The following is a 16,619-nucleotide window of genomic DNA, read 5'->3' on the forward strand; positions in this document are numbered from 1 at the left end:
CCATTTGCGCGGTCTCCTGGCAAGCTGTACGAAGCTTGGCACGCGTGCAGTGTTTTAGCCGAGCGTTGGACAAATCAGAATTGTCTGACATAGTGAAGCTCTGTTTCACATTTATGACAGTCGCATGAAAGCTGCGGCTGACAGGTCTGTGTCTCTCCACTGGAATTGCCCTGATCGCCTCTGAACATGTCGGAAGATTTCTGGCTCATACACCTATTGGGAAGCGTCGCCCTGCTGCTTTGGGCGACAAAGATGGTCTCGCACGATGTCCGCGAGTCCTTCGGTGCCAACTTCCGGCGTTATCTCTCGCGAGCGACGCAGAACCGTTGGCTTGCCTGCGCGACCGGAGCCGGCGTTGCCACCGCGTTGCAAAGCTCGACGGCCACGGCGCTGCTGCTGGTGACCTTCCTGCAGCAGGGACTGGTGATGCTGGCGCCCGCCCTGGCCATCATGCTGGGTGCCGACATTGGCACCACCGTCGTGGTCCAGGTTCTGTCCTTCGATATCTCCTTCCTGGCACCGGGCCTTCTGATCGCCGGTTTCCTGGCCTTTTCCGCGGGCCAGTTTGCCTGGCTGCGCAGTCTGGGTCGTATCATCCTGGCGCTCGGCCTGATCGTCCTTTCGCTCAACATGATCGTCGATGCGACCGAACCCATGCGCGAAAGCCAGTTGGTCGAGACGGTTCTGGACGCCCTCGCCGGACAACCTGTGCTTGCGCTGATCATCGCCGCCCTGCTGACCTGGCTGTCGCATTCCAGCGCCGCCATCGTGCTGTTGATCATGTCCATGTCCGGCGTCTTTCCGGGAACCCTGGGACTGGCGCTGGTGCTGGGTGCCAATGTGGGTTCGGGCCTGGTGATGATCGGCCTCACTGCCCAAGGGGATGCAGTGACCAAGCGCCTTCCCATCGGGAACCTGCTGTTCCGCGTGAGCGGCGCCTTGATCGCCCTGCCGTTACTGGAACCCATATCGGCCGGCCTCGGGATGCTGGAGGACAATCCGGCGCGTGATCTGGCCAATTTCCACACCCTGTTCAATATTGCGCTGGCCCTGCTTTTCGTGCCGCTTGTCGGACCCATGGCACGCTTCCTGGAAAAGGCGGTTCCGGAAGAGAAATCGCTGAGTGAGGAGCGCGTGGCGCCGAGGTTCCTGGACGAGGCGGTGATCGACCAGCCCTCTATGGCTTTGGCCTGTGCCTCGCGCGAAATGATGCGCATGGCCGATCTGGTGGAAACCATGCTGCGGCAGACCATGGATGGCTTCAAGGCGAACGAGCAGGAAACCATCAACGCGATCAGTCGGCGCGACAACGACGTGGATCGCCTGCACGAGGCCATCAAGCTCTATGTCGCCAAGGTCATGCGCAACCAGCTGTCGGAAGACGAGATGAAGCGCTGTTTCGACATCATGGCGATGACGACAGACCTGGAGCATATTGGCGACGTCATCGACAAGAACCTGCTGCGTATCGCCAGCAAACGCCTGCGCAATCGCCTGCAGTTTTCCGAGGAGGGCTGGCAGGAGATCAAGGAGTTCCACGGCCTGGTGGTCTCCCAGATGCAGTTGGCCATGACGGTCTTCTTCAGCCGGGATATCGAGATGGCACGGCAATTGGTGCGCGAGAAGGACAAGATCCGCGACTGGGAGCAGGAGGCCTCGGAACGTCACATGGAGCGTCTGCGGCACGGCCAGACGGAGAGCATCGAGACCAGCGCCCTGCACCTGGATATCCTGCGCGATTTCAAGCGCATCACGGCGCACCTGACATCCTTTGCGCATCCCATCCTGAAAAGTCACGGGGAACTGCTGGATACTCGCCTGAAGGCCTTCGAGGAGAAGGAGGCGCAGGTTCAGGGGAATTCAGGCGCGGCGGAGCAGTCCACCGAGGCCAAGGCTGGTGAGAAACAGCACAAGCGCACAGACGACGATGCTGGGTCCTGAAGGGGTGTCATAGATCAGTGACCCCCACAGGCCGCCGGCTACGGAGAGGATGCCGGCAACGGCCGCCATCACGGCCATCTGTTCCGGTGTGGTGGCAAAGCGGCGCGCGGTGGCCGCAGGGATGATCAGCAGCGCGGTGATCAGCAGCACGCCAACGATCTTCATTGCCGCGGCGATGGTGACGGCCATGGTGAGCATCAGCAGGAGACGCAGCGGCAGGACGCGCACGCCTTCGGCACGTGCCAGATCCTCGTGCAGGGTGGCGAGCAGCAGTTGGCGCCAGACCAGGATCAGCAAAGCCAGCACCAAGGCGGCGCCGGCATAGATCCAGGCCAGGTCTGTCGTGGAAACCGCCAGGATGTCCCCAAACAGATAACCCATCAGGTCGACCCGCAGGCGGTCCAGGAAGGCAATGGCCACCAGTCCCAGGGCCAGGCCCGAATGCGCCAGGATGCCCAACAGGGTGTCGGTGGGCAGGCGATTCTGTTGCTGCAGGCCGACGACCAGAATGGCCATGGCAATGCAGCTTGCCATCACGCCCAGCTCCAGATCGATGCCCAACAGGAAACCCAGCGCAATGCCCAGAAGGGCGGTGTGCGACAGGCTGTCCCCGAAATAGGCCATGCGCCGCCAGATCACGAAACAGCCCAGCGGACCGGCGACCAGGGCGACACCGGCGCCAGCCAGGAAGGCGCGGACGAGAAAGTCATCCAGCATGGCTGTTTTCTTTCTGCTGTTCGGTCTGCCGGGCGGTGCTGTCGGCCTCTTCGACCGGCGTTCCGTCCAGGTCGTGATGATGGTCATGGTGGTGGTGATAGACGGCCAGAGCCTGGGCCGCGCGCGGGCCGAACATGGAGAGGTACTCGGGATGCTGGCTGACGGTTTCGGGTTCCCCGGAACAGCAGATGTGCCGGTTCAGGCAGATAACCCGGTCCGTGGCGGCCATCACCAGATGCAGGTCGTGCGAGACCAGCAGCACACCGCAGCCGCGTTCGCGTCGCACCCGGTCGATCAGGCGATAAAGCTCGGTCTGTCCGATGAAGTCGATGGCCTGCGCCGGCTCGTCCAGGACCAGAAGATCCGGATCGCGCAGCAGAGTGCGGGCCAGCAGCACGCGCTGGAATTCACCGCCCGAGAGACTGTACAGCTGTGCCTCGGCCAGGTGGCCAATGCCCAGTTCATTCAGTGCCTCCAGGCGCTTCTGGCGTGGCTGGCGATCCGGCAGGGACAGGAAGTGCAGCACCGACAGGGGCAGGGTGGGCCCGACGGACATGCTCTGGGGCACGTAGCCCATGCGCAGGCCGGACCGGCGACGCACCTTTCCGCGGCCGGGTTTCTGCAGGCCCAGGATGATGCGCAGCAGGCTGGTCTTGCCCGCACCGTTCGGTCCGATGACCGTGACGATCTCGCCGGGCGCAATGACCAGGTCGATGGACTCCAGAATCTGACGGCTGCCCAAGGTCAGGCCGACCCCCGAGGTTTCGATCAGTGTGGCAGAGCTGTTTGTCATATTGCATGCTTCAATCCGTACAGCAGCCTGCACAGCGGCCCCTGAGTTCGACGATCTTCTGTTCAACCTGAAAACCTTGCGCTTTCGCACTGCGCTCCAGGGCCTGGGTGATGCCCCGGTCCTGCGCCTCGAGGGTGGTGCCGCAGCCATCGCAGATGAAGAACTGGACGCTGTGGCTGCGATCGGGCAGAGGACAGCCGATGAAGGCATTCAGGCTTTCGACCCGATGGATGAAGCCCTGATCCAGCAGGAAGTCCAGCGCCCTGTAGACCGTTGGCGGGTCCACGCGCCCGCGCTCGGCACGCAACATATCCAGCAGGTCATAGGCCCCGTAGGCGCGGTGGCTTGTCCAGATCAATTCCAGGATGCGTCGGCGTACCTCGGTCAGCTTCACGCCGCGTTCATGGCAGACGGCCTGGATCCGATCCAGCGCTTCGCGCAGGCAGAGATCGTGGTCATGATCGTGCAGTTGCATGGCCTTAACTCCCTTGCAGCGGCAAGGAATAGGACAGCAGCGGGTCCTTGTCGAGAGGAAAATGTTATAATATAACCTTTGCGAGCCATGCGCCTGCAGTCAACGCAAATCCCGCTTTTCTCGGTAGTCAGGAGACCCTTTCCATGAAGACAACACGACATGCTGCTATGGCCGCATTGCTAGCCGCGAGTGTCCTGGCGCTTGGAGCCAGAGCGACAGAGGCGGCCCCGAACGTGGTGGCCAGCATACAGCCGGTGCACAGCCTGGTGTCTGCCGTCATGGAAGGCGTTGGCAAGCCGTCACTGTTGGTCGAGGGTGGCGGCTCGCCGCACAGTTACAGCCTGCGACCCTCGCAGGCGCGCGCTCTGGAAACCGCCGATGCGATTTTCTGGGTTGGCCCGGAATTGGAGAGCTTCCTGGAGCGCGCCCTGCAGAATCTGGGTGACGAAGCCCAGATCGTGCCCCTGTCGGAGTTGGCGGGACTGCATTTGCTGGAAACCCGCAGCAGTGGAGACTGGGAGCGCCATGAGCAGTCTGATTCTGCAGACGGTCACGGCCATCACGATGATGATGACTATGCTCATCACGGGGAGGGGGACCGCAACCATGAACACGGGTCTTACCACGAGGAAGAGCACCCTCATGAAGACGCGGACAGCGACGGGCACGACCATGCCCACGCGGAACATTCTCATGGGCTCCTGGACATGCACATCTGGCTGTCGCCCGACAACGCCCGGATCCTGCTGGAACAGATTCGCGACCGTCTTGTGAAGCTGGATGCGGAAAACGCCGAGGCCTATCGCGCCAATGCGGACGAAGCACTGGACCGCCTGGACAGGCTCGAGGCGGAACTGAACGAGACGCTGTCTCCCGTGGCCGATCGTCCCTATATCGTTTTCCATGATGCCTATGGCTATTTCGAGCAGGCCTTCGACCTGAATGCCGTGGGCTCCGTGACCCTGAACCCTGGCCGCCAGCCGGGGGCTGGCCGCATTGCGAGCCTGCGCGACAAGATCGAACAGCTCGAGGCCGTCTGCGTTTTCACTGAGCCGCAGTTCGAGCCACGGCTGGTGTCCAGCCTGGTGCGGGGGACATCGGTGCGCACAGGGGAACTGGACCCCTTGGGGGCCGATCTGGAGCCCGGGCCTGACGCCTATTTTCAGCTGATGCGCCGCTTGGGCGAGCAGATCGCGGCCTGTCTTTCGAAGCCCGAGTGATTTTCCACGGCTTTTCGGCAGCCTCTTTTACAGGGGCCCCCTTTCGCATTATATTCGGTAAAGAGATTGAGGCCGTGCGTGAAACGGTCGTGTTCGGCTGGCTATCGCCGGGCATGCAACCCTACTGGCCCACTGGTGGGCCAGGTTGAGGAAAGGCAGCAGGGAAAAAGCCATGACCCTTGTCAGAAGTTTCTTGATGAGAGCGGCCCGCCGCGCTGCGTCCGATCCTCGGGTGCGCGCCAAAGCGAAGGACGTCTATCAGACACAGGTCCAGCCAAAGATGGTGGAAACCAGCCAGACCCTGCGCAAGGACTGGGAGGAGCAGGTCTCCCAGACCCGCCCCTCGGACAATCCCATGCGCTTTGCCGGTCGCATGACCGGGCGCGTGAAGAAGCGGCTACAGGGTCGAGACTGACCTGACCCTTCATTAAGAAGCGATCCAGACAGCCCCTGGCTGCGTAAAGAACCTTCGGTAAGCCGGTCGATCATGACCGCGCTGATCGAGGCCGTCTCCGCACGCCGGAAGGTGGCCTCCGATCTTTCCGAAATGGGGATGAAGACGCTGTGTCTGGATATGGATTGAAACAGGCCGCCTCGGGCGTACGCCGCTGGGGCGGGCTGGCCTTGATGCTGACCCTGGTCGTGGCGCCCGTGTTTGCCGCCATTCCCCAGGACAAGGCCCTGGACTTCCAGGTCCTGCGCGGTGGTGACGAGATCGGAACCCACAGCCTGCGGTTCGAGGAACGGGGCGAAGAACTGCATGTCTTCGTCGAGATCGAACTGGAGGTCCGTCTGGCCTTCATTCCCGTTTACAGCTACAGCCACCGAAACCATGAGATCTGGCGGGGTGGCAAGCTGGTTTCGCTGTCCAGCGAAACCGATGATGACGGCACGCAATACCAGGTGGAAGCCCAGGCCAGCGACGACGGGTTGCAGGTAACCTCCAGCCAGGAGGGAGCGTTCACCGCGCCGGCCGACATGCTGACGACCAGCTATTGGAACCCCGATGCCATGGCGCGAGAGCGCCTGTTGGATACGCAGTTCGGGCGCATTGTCGAGCTGCAGGTGGACGAGCAAGGCCGTGAAGGCCTGGAAACGCGGGACGGCTCTGTCGAAGCAACCCATTACAGCGTCAGCGGAGATCTCAACCTGGACATCTGGTACGACCAAGCCGGTCAATGGAGCGGTTTGGAATTCGAGGCCCGGGGCAAGCCGGTCCGCTACCTGCGCGCACCGCTGAGCGCGGACGCTGCTGCCGGTGGCAATGGCGCTTGACCCGCCCATCACGTGTTTCGAGAAAGGTAGAGAGGATATGAGCGAGGCAACGAAATGCGCCTGGATCACCGGCGCCAGCAGCGGCCTGGGCCGGGAACTGGCGCTGCAGATGGCGCGTGATGGCTGGAGCGTCGCCGTCTCGGCCCGCTCGGCCGAGAAACTGGACAGCCTGGTGGCCGAGGCCGCGGGCGCCGGGGGCCGCGTGGCGGCCTATCCACTGGATGTCACCGACGCGGACGCCGTGGGCCGAACGGTGGCGCGGATCGAGAGCGAGCTGGGGTCCATCGACCAGGCGGTTCTGAATGCCGGCACGCATCAGCCGACACCGGTTCACGAATTCAAGGCTTCGGATTTCCGCAAGCTGGTGGACCTGAACCTGATGGGCACCATCAACTGCCTGGAAAGGCTGATCGGACGTTTCCGCGAACGACGGGCCGGGCGCATAGCGGTGGTGGCTTCGGTGGCCGGATATACCGGCCTGCCCCAGGCCTCGGCCTATGGCCTGACCAAGGCCGGGCTGATCAATCTCTGTGAGGCCCTGCGTGTGGAACTGAAGCCCGACGGCGTCACGCTGCAGCTGGTCAATCCGGGCTTCGTGCGCACACCGCTGACCGACCGCAACGACTTTCCCATGCCCTTCCTGATGGAAGTCGAGGATGCCGCGCGTGCGCTCTACAGGGGCCTGTCGCGGAACAGCTTCGAGATTACCTTCCCGCGGCGCTTCACCTGGATGATGAAGCTGCTGCGCATTCTGCCCTATTCCCTGAAATTGGCCGTGACCGCCCGCATGCTGCGCCGTCCGGAAGGGCAGGCGACATGAACAGTCAGGATCGCCTGGCCGCGGCCCGGCGCTATGCCGCCTTCTTCGAGTCGCTCTCACCCGAGACGCTGACCGACCTGGACCAGTACGTAACGAAGGAGGTGCATTTCCGCGACCCCTTCAACGACTTCATCGGACGGCCGCGCATGGAGCGGGCCTTCCGGCACATGTTCGACCTGCTGGACGAAGTGCGTTTCGAGGTGCATGACCTGGCCTGCAGCGACAGGGCGGCCTACCTGCGCTGGAGCATGATCTACCGACGCAAACAGGGTTCCGAGCAGTGCATCGAGGGCATGAGCGAGATCCTCCTGGCCGACGATGGGCGTGTGCAGGTGCATATCGATCACTGGGACGCCGCCGGGCAGCTCTATGAACGCCTGCCTGTCCTTGGCGGGTTGCTGCGCCTGGTTCGCCGCCGGCTTCAGGTGAGTTGAGCCTAGTCCCCGCGTAGATCCGAATTCACTTGCCTGCCGCCGCGGTCCGCGGCAACGCGATGCCGTAGGAGTCTGCCAGGCGGGCGAAGGCCGAGCTCGTCGCCGGATCCAGGGGAATGCCGTCTTGTGTCCGGCGTTCGGCTTCGGCCCATTCGCGGTCTCCCGGCGCCATGACGCTGGCTCCGCTGCGCGGCGAAGAGCTGCGCAGGGCATCCAGGTAGCGTGTCATGCCCGCCTCGAAGGTCTCCCTGTCGACGAAGGCATCGGGCTTGAGCGCCAGGACGAATGCGCCAAGTCCGCGCGGCGTGCTGAAATCCGGTCCACCCATGGGGGCAATGTCGAAGCTGAGCCGCATGCCCGTCAGGACGGCGCTGAGGATCTCGGCCAGGCCCGCCAGGCCAGCGCCCTTGAAGCCCTGCATGCCGCCGAGAGGCGCCAGCATGGACATGGCTTCGGGATCGCGGGTGTCCTGGCCCTCGGCATCCGAGGCCGTGTGCTCCGGCAGCGCCTGGCCAAGACTCTTGTACAGCTCGACGCGATTGCCCGGGATCGCACTCGTTGCCATGTCGAGCAGCCAGGGCTGGTTGCCGCCCGCTGGAACGGCGCAGGCGATTGGGTTGGTGCCGTGGAAGGGCGTCGCCCCGTCGTGCAGCCGCACGAGGCTGTCGGAATTGCAGGTGGCAACGCCGATCAGGCCGGCCTCGGCGGCGGCAAGCGCGTAGGCCCCGGCCGGCCCGAAGTGGGAGCTGTTGCGTATGGCGACCGCCCCGATCCCGCTTTGCCCGGCCAGGCGAATCGCCTGCTCCATCCCGTAGTAGGCCGCACGCGCGCCGTGCCCGTTGTCCGCGTCGAGCGTGGCGACCGCGCCGCTCTCCTGCAGGATTTCCAGATGGGGGCGGGGATTGACCCGGCCGCCCGTCATGGCCGTCACGTAGTGGTCGAGCAGGCGCACGCCATGACTGTCGACCCCCAGCCGCGTGCCGTGCATCATGGCCCGCGCGGCGGCATCCACGGTCGCCTCATCGGCACCGGCTGCTGCCAGAACCTCGCGACAGAAGCGCTCCAGGTCGTTCACCGAAACGGGATCGAGAGCTTCATTTGAAGTCTGCTCACCATCGGTCACGGCGTCTGCCCTCCGTTGCCGACGAAGTCTGGGCCAAGTACCGCAGGTGCCTTTTGCAACTCTATATCGAAGGTGTGGGTGTCTTTCAGGCGCTTCGTCATCGAACCTCCCTGTTGTCGTATGTTCCTGTCTGCACGATACATTTGTGCGGGTCGGGTGCAATGGGGAAGGCCAGCGCTCGGGTGATGGTGGAAGACGACAAGGAGACAAGAATGGCTCACGAGCCGATGGAGGCCGATGCTGGAGTGGTGCGATTCTCCGAGTTGCAGGAGGCGGACCTGCACCAGGCACGGCAGCTGTCCGCCGCCGAGGGCTGGCCGCACCGTGAGGAAGACTGGCGCTTCATGCTGCAGTTGGGCGAGGGGCTGGCTGCCTTCGACGGCGAGAAGCTGATCGGCACGGCCATGGCCTGGCCGTTCGGCGAGGCTGTCTCCACGGTGGGAATGGTGCTGGTGCATCCGCGGCGCCGCGGCAGCGGCATGGGTAAGGCGCTGTTCAAGCGTCTGATGGACCGCATTGCCGCTCCGTCCATCCAGTTGCATGCCACGGAGCAGGCCGCGCCGCTCTATCGCGCCTTCGAGTTCATGCCCGTGGGCCAGGTGCGGCAATGCCAGGGCGAGGCGCCGTCGCAGGGCTTCGCCCTGTCCGAGGACAGGACCGGCGTGAGGGTCCTGAAGCCGTCCGCCCTGGACGAGATCCTGGCGCTCGACGCCCGGGCCACCGGCGCGGACCGCAGCGACCTGCTAACCGGGATCGCCCGGATGGGCCGCTGTTATGGCCTGCCGGACGAGAGCGGATTGCACGGCTATGCCATCAGCCGGCCCTTCGGGCGTGGCATCCAGGTCGGCCCCGTCGTGGCCGACAGCGATGCCGGCGCCGTCGCGCTGGCCGCCGCCTGCCTGTCGGAAGTGCCGGGCGGTTGTCATGTGCGTTTCGACGTGCCGGTCGACAGCCCCCTGGCCGACTGGGTCCAGCGACAGGGCCTGCCGGCCGTGGGCCTGGTCACCCGCATGCAGCGCGGCCCCGATCCGCGGCAGGACAATGGCAGCGCCATGACGGTGCATGGTCTGGCCAGCCAGGCTCTCGGCTAATCGGCCCCCTGTCGCTGTGAGTCGGGTGGCCGCCGGTCCGGTGCCCTGCTATGCGTCCAGCAGGATCGAGACGGTCGTGGCGACCAGCAGCAGGGCCACCGTGACGTTGAAGATCCGGGCATAGCGCGGCTGGAAGAGGAAGCGCCTGAGGACCGTGCCGCCGGCCGCCCAGACCGACACGCAGGGCACCGAGACCAGCACCATGACGAGCGCGGCGATTGCGATGTTCAGCCGGAAGTCGGCGGCCGGCACATAGGCCGCCACGGCGCTGGTGGTGATCGCCCAGGCCTTGGGATTGATCCACTGGAACACCGCACCGCCCAGGAAGCCCAGCGGCGGACGTTCGCCGCCATCGCTACGCAGCGGGCCGCTGCGTGCGATCTTCCAGGCCAGCCACAATAGGTAGGCCGCGCCGGCCACGCGCAACAGGTCGTGGAGCAGCGGGACAGCCTCGAAGGCGGCGCCCAGACCCAGGCCGATCATGACAAGCTGCACGGCAACGCCCACCGCGATACCGGCGACCAGGGGCATGGAGCGCCAGAATCCCACCTTGACGCCGGCAGCCAGCGCCATCGCGTTGTTGGGACCGGGGGTGCCGGTCATCACGATGCAGAAGACGATATAGGGCAGGAGCACGGCCAGGTCAGTCATGCCCACAAGAATAGCGGGAGGTTCATTGCAGATGGTTGCTTTCTCACGAAGAATGAGAGAAATTTTGCAATGAATGACGAATATAGATGAGATAGACGAGCAAATATTGCAGGAATTGAGGCGCGACGCGCGCCAGCCCAATGTGCGGCTGGCCGAACGGGTCGGCCTGTCGCCCTCGGCCTGCCTCCGCCGTGTCCAGGAGCTGGAGCGGGCCGGGGTGATCCAGGGCTATCGCGCCGTCATCGATCGCTCCCAGCTCGGCGCCGGTTTCCTCGCCTATATCGCCGTCGGGCTGTCGGCGCACTCCAAGGCCAGCCAGGAGGCCTTCGAACGTGCTGTCGCCCACACCCCCGAGGTGGTGGAATGCCACAACATCACCGGTACGGTGGAATACCTGCTGCGCATCGAGGTGGCCGACATCAAGGCCTACAAGCGCTTCCACACCGAAGTCCTGGGTGCTCTGCCGCAGGTCACCTCGATGACCAGCTATGTCGTGCTGGACACCTCGAAGGACGAGCGGGGGTGAGGGGCATCACAGTGTGGTTTCTGTCCGCTTCAGGCGCAAATCGTTACAAGGAGCATGTCATGAGACCCCTGTCACCCGCAGCGCGGACAAGGCAATGCCCGCTGCCATCTCATGAACCGAAGCACGGTTGATACCGCTCTGGTCTTGGCAGAGTGCGGGCTCATTGTCCTTGCTCGCCTCGGTGCATTCACACAGGAAGGTGTAGTGACCGACATCGCGACCGAGCAGATGCAGGCTGCTTCGAGGGAGCTGCTCATGCATCCAGACTGAAAATAGATCGGCCGGAGCTTCGGTATCTCCTTCGCCCACGATGATGGTTACCGGGGCGTGGATACCCTGGAGGCTTTGCAAGGTGAGTGCTCGGGTAGGAGCCGGTGCGAGCGCAATGAAACTTTTGATTCGGGCATCGTAATTGGAGGCGGATTGGCTCTCCCAAGACGCTCTGAAAACCGGGTTCTGATCCAAGAGAGTCTCGATATGGTCGACTACGTCAGGGAATTCTCTAGGGCCTCGAGCAAATCGAGATTCTCCTGCCCATTCCAGATAAAGATCTACATCGGTAATGGCGCCCGCGAGTGACATGGCTGTGTAGCCACCGAGGGAAAAGCCGGCAGCAGACACACGCTCCAGATCCATTCTGCCGGCGAAGGGACCTGTTTGCATGAGTTGATCCAGAATCACAGACAGATCCCGTGGCCTTTCCCACCAGCAGAGGAAACCTTCCGGCCGATAAGGCTCTGAGGCCGTGTTTCCATGATGATCGACGCCAATAACGATGAAACCGGCTGATGCGAGATGCTGTGCCAACCACCCCAGGCTCGATGCCGTGCCGCCGGTGCCATGTGACAGCAAGACGACGGGGAAACGCTCATGGTCGGTACTAAGAGGAGCCTCACGCGCGACCGAACCCATGACGAAGAGTGGGGGCGCTGTGGGAATTGTGACCACTTGCTCAACAGCGTCGTTCCAGGCTGGATACCAGGCGGACCATCGAATGGGCCGAGGGCCGTCACCGGACCAGTTGCGTCGCTGAGGATCGCTGGCCTCACCTTCCCGGAACCCAACCTTGAAGCACCGCATGATCGGCCCGCCTGGTTGATGGGATACTATGAGTCTGAGTTGAAGAATTTATATGATAGTCAAATGAACCGCATTCTGAGATTGTGGGGACGGGAGATTTAGCTTCGCAGTCGTTGTGTGGCAGAAAACGTGCCGAATCAGTTGTATGTAGCGGTTTTCCTCAGGAAATGGGGAATGTGCTCCCATTGATCATACTTCCAAGGAAACATAGCATCCGGCAGCGCGATATTGCGATCCACATAGTTATGGAAGTGAACAACACACTCCTCTTCATCATGCAAAATGACCGCAAATTGCGCCGGCCCTTCATATGATGTCTGCTGGCCCGTCATGCCGGGCAGGAAAGGGGACACGCGGTGCTGGTTTCCGCTGATCGTTGCGACGGAATAGCCATACCAGTTTCCCGCCGTGGGAATATGGCAATGCCCCGCCAGGATCAGGTCTATCCGTGCGCCGGACGCGTCCAGGACTTCCCGCAAGGTTTCGGGCGCGGTCAGCTTGTAGCGGTCTACCGGCATGTGCAGCCGTTGCGGATGGTGGTGGGTTATTATCAGGACAGGTTTCGACTCGGCCTTGGCCGTCGCCAATTCATCTCTTAGCCACTCCAAGCGCGCCTGGTCGAGTACGCCCTCCACCCGGCCGGGTTCGGAACTGTCGAGCAGAAGCAAGCGAACATCACCGATATCACGGCGGCCCTGGACGTGATGAGTGCCGTTGGTCATTGGCTCCTGCGCCACTCGCAGATAGGTCTCCCGGTCGTCATGATTGCCCAGCAGGACGGCCTGGGGGATCTTGAATTCTGAGCGCATCTCGTCAAAGCGTTGATAGGCTTCCGCTTCCCCTTTGTCCGCAATATCTCCGGCAAAGACGCAGAGGTCTGCATCCCCGTAAAGCCGTGCGGCATCTTCGAGTGCACTGGAGAAACGCTGGGCCGTATCGAGACCATACTTTACGCGTCCCTCCGGTCCCAGGTGCAAGTCGCTCATTACGAGAACTTTGATCATGCCTTGATCCTTTCATTTATTGGGAGGTCAGGTTTCTTCTAACTGGTCGCGCAACCAGTCACCGATCAGCGACATGGAAAGCGTTGCAACCAAGATTACGGCACCCGGCACCAGGGCCATCCAGGGGGCGTTGTAGATATGGTTGCGCCCCTGCCCCATCAGGACACCCAGACTCGTGTCAGGTGGCTGTATGCCGATTCCGAGAAAATTCAGGGATGTTTCTGCCAGTATGGTGGCCGGGAAGTTCAGGGACATGTTCACGATGAGAACGCCCAGGGCATTGGGCAGAATATGGGCCAGGTAAATTCGATATGTCGGTGCCCCTATCACGCCGAGCGCCTGAATGTAGGTTGCTTCCTTTGCGGAAAGGGCCACGGAACGTGCCAGCCGTGCATAGCGTTCCCACCCATAGATACACATGATCAGGATGAACAGCATCATGTCCGCATCGGGCAGCACGGCCAGTAACGCGAGGGCCAGCACCAGAAAGGGCAGGGTAGCCTGAAAATCCACGAGTATGCCGACCAGATCCTCTGTAACCCCGCCGGCCCAGGCGGCCAGCAGACCGAGAAGCGTGCCGGCGATCGCTCCGCCCAAGGTGCCGAGGACAGCGATTGTAAAGCTGATCTGGATTCCCCGCAGGACCATGGACAGCATGTCGTGGCCAAGATTGTCGGTGCCGAGGGGATGTGCCCAGCTTCCCCCTAGGAAGACAGGAAGGGCAAAGCGGTTGAGCAGATCCGTTTGGGCAATATCGTAAGGCATCAGCCACTGGGCGAAGATCGCACAGAAGGTCAGAAAACCCATCACAGCAATGGCGGCCTTGACCATCAGCGGGATGGGGGCGCACCGCTTCCGAGGTAGTTCCAGAGCGGGTGGAACGGACTCCATCATCGCCTTGCCACCTGCCTTGCGTCCCTCAGGCGCGGGTCGATCCAGAGGTAGGAGAGATCAACAGCCAGATTCGCCAGGATCATCGTGCTTCCGATCAGCAAGACCGTTGTTTGCACGACCGTGAAATCACGTGCGCCGACGCTCTCCACCAGAAGGCGCCCAGTCCCAGGCCAGGAAAAGACGTTCTCCGTTATCACGGCCCCGCCAATCAGACTGCCCATGAACAGGCCGGCGACTGTCAGTAGCGGCAATGCAGCATTCGGCAGGACATGGACAAAAAGGACCTTCCAGCGAGAAAATCCGCTCGCCATTCCCGTCTCCACCATGGGGTGCTGTAGGAGTTCAATCATGGCCGACCGCGTGAAGCGTGCGAAAATGCCGGCTTCTGCGGTCGCCATTGTCAGGATGGGCATGATGAACGAACTCCAGCCCACAATGCCGCTTGGCGTCAGCCAGCCCAGTCTGACCGAGAAGAAGTACATCAACAGGATGCCGACCAGGAAATTGGGGATCGCCAGGCCCACGACCGATAGCAGCATGGTTACGCGATCGGCTGTGGTCCTGTGCATATATGCCGCGTAGATTCCGGCCGGCACCCCAATCAACAAGGATACAATAGCTGTCGGGATCATCAGCGCCAGTGTGGCCGGCAATCGGTCCAGGACCATATGGATTGCCGGTTCTCCTGTGCGATAGGACAGTCCAAGGTCCAGGTGCAACACACCGTTCAGATAGGTGAGGTAGCGATACCAGAGTGGTTTGTCGAGATTCCATTTTTCCCTAAATGCAGCTATGGCTTCGGGTCCTGCATCGGGCCCAAGAATCTGTAGAGCTGGATCCGCACTGATCATCAGGGCGAAGAAGGTAAAGCTAATCAGGAGCAACAGGGTGAATCCGGCCCGTCCCAGGCGTGCCGCAATCCAGCGTGTCATGCCGGAACCTTCTCGCCATGTGCATCCACGGGCAATTGAGGCAGGGCCGCCAGAAGATTGCGCGTATAGGACTGGCGGGGCGCTTTCCAGACGGCCGTCGTTTCGCCTTGTTCGAGTATCTGTCCTTGCCGCATCACCGCGACACGATCGCAGAGGTGATGGATGACGGAGAGATCGTGGCTGATGAAGAGGATCGTCAGGTCGCTTTCAGCGCGCAGGCGTAGCAGTGTATTCAGTATTCTTGCCTGAACCGATACGTCGAGAGCGGATACGCTCTCGTCACAGATCAGGACACGGGGTTTCAAAGCCAAGGCCCGGGCGATCGTCACGCGCTGGCGCTGCCCTCCGGAAAGCCGTGCAGGCCTGCGCTCGTGCAAGTCTTCTTCGAGACCTGCGCGCAAGAGTTCCTGGCGTGCAAGGGCGGTGCGCGCACATCGATCTCCAATTGCATGCAGATCCAAAACTTCACGCACCTGATCGACGGCCCTGCGCAAGGGATCTAGCGCGCCACGAGGGTCCTGGAAGATATATTGGATGAATCGCCGGTCTCGGCGCGGCCGCCTCTGCCAATCAAGCTTCCTGCCATCAAGATCCACATAGCCTTTGCTGGGGGGCACCAATCCTACAGCGGTCTTGGCAAGCGTGCTCTTCCCACTGCCGCTTTCGCCAACGATTCCCACAATTTCTCGCGGGTAGACTTCCAGGGAAACGTCCTTTACAGCGGCAAAGCGCGTTCCGTCAGGGCGGGGGTATGTCACGTTGACGGCATGAAAGCTCAGCACCGGTCCGGCCGCTGTATCGATGACAGGCGGTGGGGGCAGAGGCGCAGTGGACATACCCTGCCCGGACTCGTTTACGGTTATCAGTCTTTTTCCTTTTCCCTCGGTTCGCGGGATAGCACCGAGTAGTCCGCGCGTATAGGTCGCTTGCGGTGCCCGGAGCACATCCTGGACATTCCCACGTTCAATCAATCTGCCCTGATGCATGACCAGCATGCGGTCACAGACTTCTGCAACAACGCCTATGTCGTGCGTGACCAGAACAATGCTCATACCTGACTCGCGGGCCAGTTTGCGCAACTCCCGGAGGAGGCTTGCCTGCACCGTTACGTCGAGGGCGGTGGTGGGTTCATCCGCGAACAGGACTTTCGGCCGGCGGGCCAGCGCACAGGCAATTGCCACACGCTGGCACTGGCCGCCCGACATGCGATGAGGGTAGCTGTCCAGTATCTGCCCAGGGTCAGAGAGACCGCTACGCAGGAGCAGTTCTTCTGTCCCAGATCCATCTATCCCGCGCAGCGCAAACTGCCGGCGAACGGACATCAGAGGATCCAGGGCACTCATCGGATCCTGGAAGATCATGGCCATATCCTGGCCGCGCAGTCGAGCCAGTTCATCCGACTGGGAAGCCGGTAGTTGCCCCCCATTGAAACCCACAATCCCTTGGATATGCGCAGTCTTGGGCAACAAACCCATCACAGCACGGCACGTGACGCTTTTCCCGCTGCCACTTTCTCCGACAATTCCCAGGATTTCGCCCTGCAGCAGATCGAAGTCGATTCCATGGAGCACATTGTCGCTGCTTCCGAAACCGACCCGAAGGCCCTGCACCGAGAGCAGGGCCTTCGACGTCATGCAGCCAGC

18 protein-coding genes are annotated in these 16,619 nt (G+C 62.2%); 8 read left to right on the plus strand and 10 right to left on the minus strand.

The window, feature by feature from the left end; translation table 11 throughout:
- Positions 1-186 precede the first annotated feature (186 nt).
- The gene (locus BP38_RS20720) at positions 187-1,941 is read left to right on the plus strand and encodes a Na/Pi cotransporter family protein (protein WP_051609364.1); all 1,755 of its coding nucleotides are present in this window, start codon (positions 187-189) and stop codon (positions 1,939-1,941) included.
- Here BP38_RS20720 and znuB read toward each other — a convergent pair.
- From znuB to BP38_RS0113580, 3 genes are read right to left on the minus strand one after another with little or no spacing between them, the layout of a single operon-like run.
- Positions 1,861-2,655, minus strand: coding sequence for a zinc ABC transporter permease subunit ZnuB (gene znuB, locus BP38_RS0113570; RefSeq protein WP_026988170.1), 795 nt, complete (start codon positions 2,653-2,655; stop codon positions 1,861-1,863). The two genes, BP38_RS20720 and znuB, sit on opposite strands and share 81 nt — an antisense overlap.
- Positions 2,648-3,451 carry a zinc ABC transporter ATP-binding protein ZnuC gene (gene znuC, locus BP38_RS20725; RefSeq protein ID WP_051609365.1) on the minus strand — a complete coding sequence of 268 codons (804 nt, stop codon included), beginning with the start codon at positions 3,449-3,451 and terminating at the stop codon, positions 2,648-2,650. Before znuC ends, znuB begins: the two co-directional genes overlap by 8 nt.
- A 10-nt stretch (positions 3,452-3,461) precedes the next feature.
- Entirely contained in the window at positions 3,462-3,926 is a 465-nt protein-coding gene (locus BP38_RS0113580; protein WP_026988171.1) for a transcriptional repressor, read from the minus strand.
- Between the two features lie 143 nt (positions 3,927-4,069).
- Here BP38_RS0113580 and znuA point away from each other — a divergent pair, with 143 nt between their 5' ends.
- The 5 genes from znuA to BP38_RS0113610 all read left to right on the plus strand — a co-directional run bounded on the left by znuA (position 4,070) and on the right by BP38_RS0113610 (position 7,675).
- Entirely contained in the window at positions 4,070-5,146 is a 1,077-nt protein-coding gene (gene znuA, locus BP38_RS0113585) for a zinc ABC transporter substrate-binding protein ZnuA (protein ID WP_026988172.1), read from the plus strand.
- Positions 5,147-5,318: 172 nt separating this feature from the next.
- Entirely contained in the window at positions 5,319-5,561 is a 243-nt protein-coding gene (locus BP38_RS0113590; protein WP_026988173.1) for a hypothetical protein, read from the plus strand.
- A 164-nt stretch (positions 5,562-5,725) separates the two neighbouring features.
- Positions 5,726-6,421 (plus strand): DUF6134 family protein, encoded by a 696-nt coding sequence (locus BP38_RS0113600; RefSeq protein ID WP_026988174.1) that lies wholly within the window; start codon positions 5,726-5,728, stop codon positions 6,419-6,421.
- 37 nt (positions 6,422-6,458) lie between these two features.
- A complete protein-coding gene (locus tag BP38_RS0113605; protein WP_026988175.1) occupies positions 6,459-7,241 on the plus strand; it encodes an SDR family NAD(P)-dependent oxidoreductase in 783 nt (260 codons plus the stop codon).
- A complete protein-coding gene (locus BP38_RS0113610) occupies positions 7,238-7,675 on the plus strand; it encodes a nuclear transport factor 2 family protein (protein ID WP_026988176.1) in 438 nt (145 codons plus the stop codon). Before BP38_RS0113605 ends, BP38_RS0113610 begins: the two co-directional genes overlap by 4 nt.
- Before the next feature lie 25 nt (positions 7,676-7,700).
- Here BP38_RS0113610 and BP38_RS0113615 read toward each other — a convergent pair whose 3' ends face one another.
- Positions 7,701-8,798 (minus strand): Ldh family oxidoreductase, encoded by a 1,098-nt coding sequence (locus BP38_RS0113615; RefSeq protein ID WP_026988177.1) that lies wholly within the window; start codon positions 8,796-8,798, stop codon positions 7,701-7,703.
- Between the two features lie 212 nt (positions 8,799-9,010).
- On the opposite strand from BP38_RS0113615, the gene BP38_RS0113625 reads away from it, so the two are divergent.
- The gene (locus BP38_RS0113625) at positions 9,011-9,889 is read left to right on the plus strand and encodes a GNAT family N-acetyltransferase (protein ID WP_162175164.1); all 879 of its coding nucleotides are present in this window, start codon (positions 9,011-9,013) and stop codon (positions 9,887-9,889) included.
- A 48-nt stretch (positions 9,890-9,937) separates the two neighbouring features.
- Here BP38_RS0113625 and BP38_RS0113630 read toward each other — a convergent pair whose 3' ends face one another.
- The gene (locus BP38_RS0113630) at positions 9,938-10,540 is read right to left on the minus strand and encodes a LysE family translocator (RefSeq protein WP_026988179.1); all 603 of its coding nucleotides are present in this window, start codon (positions 10,538-10,540) and stop codon (positions 9,938-9,940) included.
- 73 nt (positions 10,541-10,613) lie between these two features.
- On the opposite strand from BP38_RS0113630, the gene BP38_RS0113635 reads away from it, so the two are divergent.
- On the plus strand, positions 10,614-11,066 hold the full coding sequence (locus BP38_RS0113635) for an Lrp/AsnC family transcriptional regulator (RefSeq protein ID WP_026988180.1): 453 nt from the start codon (positions 10,614-10,616) through the stop codon (positions 11,064-11,066).
- Positions 11,067-11,123: 57 nt separating this feature from the next.
- Here BP38_RS0113635 and BP38_RS0113640 read toward each other — a convergent pair whose 3' ends face one another.
- The 5 genes from BP38_RS0113640 to BP38_RS0113660 all read right to left on the minus strand — a co-directional run bounded on the left by BP38_RS0113640 (position 11,124) and on the right by BP38_RS0113660 (position 16,610).
- On the minus strand, positions 11,124-11,978 hold the full coding sequence (locus BP38_RS0113640; protein ID WP_162175165.1) for an alpha/beta hydrolase family protein: 855 nt from the start codon (positions 11,976-11,978) through the stop codon (positions 11,124-11,126).
- Between the two features lie 305 nt (positions 11,979-12,283).
- Complete coding sequence (locus BP38_RS0113645; RefSeq protein WP_081816674.1) at positions 12,284-13,150, minus strand: metallophosphoesterase; 867 nt, start codon at positions 13,148-13,150, stop codon at positions 12,284-12,286.
- Positions 13,151-13,177: 27 nt separating this feature from the next.
- Entirely contained in the window at positions 13,178-14,044 is an 867-nt protein-coding gene (locus tag BP38_RS0113650) for an ABC transporter permease (protein ID WP_081816675.1), read from the minus strand.
- Positions 14,041-14,976: an ABC transporter permease gene (locus BP38_RS0113655; RefSeq protein WP_026988184.1), complete on the minus strand. Its 936-nt coding sequence runs from the start codon at positions 14,974-14,976 to the stop codon at positions 14,041-14,043. The genes BP38_RS0113650 and BP38_RS0113655 overlap by 4 nt, the downstream gene beginning before the upstream one ends.
- Positions 14,973-16,610: an ATP-binding cassette domain-containing protein gene (locus tag BP38_RS0113660; RefSeq protein WP_026988185.1), complete on the minus strand. Its 1,638-nt coding sequence runs from the start codon at positions 16,608-16,610 to the stop codon at positions 14,973-14,975. Before BP38_RS0113660 ends, BP38_RS0113655 begins: the two co-directional genes overlap by 4 nt.
- Positions 16,611-16,619 lie beyond the last annotated feature (9 nt).

It is taken from the genome of Fodinicurvata fenggangensis DSM 21160 (genome assembly GCF_000686045.1).
GTDB classification, from domain to species: Bacteria; Pseudomonadota; Alphaproteobacteria; order Kiloniellales; family DSM-21159; genus Fodinicurvata; species Fodinicurvata fenggangensis.

What these genes read in the sequence shown, in the direction of transcription:
- BP38_RS0113635 (WP_026988180.1), top strand. Translation starts at nt 10,614, where the DNA reads ATGACGAATATAGATGAGATAGACGAGCAAATATTGCAGGAATTGAGG.
- BP38_RS0113640 (WP_162175165.1), bottom strand. Translation starts at nt 11,978, where the DNA reads ATGGGTTCGGTCGCGCGTGAGGCTCCTCTTAGTACCGACCATGAGCGT.
- BP38_RS20720 (WP_051609364.1), top strand. Translation starts at nt 187, where the DNA reads ATGTCGGAAGATTTCTGGCTCATACACCTATTGGGAAGCGTCGCCCTG.
- BP38_RS0113580 (WP_026988171.1), bottom strand. Translation starts at nt 3,926, where the DNA reads ATGCAACTGCACGATCATGACCACGATCTCTGCCTGCGCGAAGCGCTG.
- BP38_RS0113605 (WP_026988175.1), top strand. Translation starts at nt 6,459, where the DNA reads ATGAGCGAGGCAACGAAATGCGCCTGGATCACCGGCGCCAGCAGCGGC.
- BP38_RS0113590 (WP_026988173.1), top strand. Translation starts at nt 5,319, where the DNA reads ATGACCCTTGTCAGAAGTTTCTTGATGAGAGCGGCCCGCCGCGCTGCG.
- BP38_RS0113630 (WP_026988179.1), bottom strand. Translation starts at nt 10,540, where the DNA reads ATGACTGACCTGGCCGTGCTCCTGCCCTATATCGTCTTCTGCATCGTG.
- znuC (WP_051609365.1), bottom strand. Translation starts at nt 3,451, where the DNA reads ATGACAAACAGCTCTGCCACACTGATCGAAACCTCGGGGGTCGGCCTG.
- BP38_RS0113625 (WP_162175164.1), top strand. Translation starts at nt 9,011, where the DNA reads ATGGCTCACGAGCCGATGGAGGCCGATGCTGGAGTGGTGCGATTCTCC.
- BP38_RS0113650 (WP_081816675.1), bottom strand. Translation starts at nt 14,044, where the DNA reads ATGATGGAGTCCGTTCCACCCGCTCTGGAACTACCTCGGAAGCGGTGC.
- BP38_RS0113645 (WP_081816674.1), bottom strand. Translation starts at nt 13,150, where the DNA reads ATGATCAAAGTTCTCGTAATGAGCGACTTGCACCTGGGACCGGAGGGA.
- BP38_RS0113655 (WP_026988184.1), bottom strand. Translation starts at nt 14,976, where the DNA reads ATGACACGCTGGATTGCGGCACGCCTGGGACGGGCCGGATTCACCCTG.
- BP38_RS0113610 (WP_026988176.1), top strand. Translation starts at nt 7,238, where the DNA reads ATGAACAGTCAGGATCGCCTGGCCGCGGCCCGGCGCTATGCCGCCTTC.
- BP38_RS0113660 (WP_026988185.1), bottom strand. Translation starts at nt 16,610, where the DNA reads ATGACGTCGAAGGCCCTGCTCTCGGTGCAGGGCCTTCGGGTCGGTTTC.
- znuA (WP_026988172.1), top strand. Translation starts at nt 4,070, where the DNA reads ATGAAGACAACACGACATGCTGCTATGGCCGCATTGCTAGCCGCGAGT.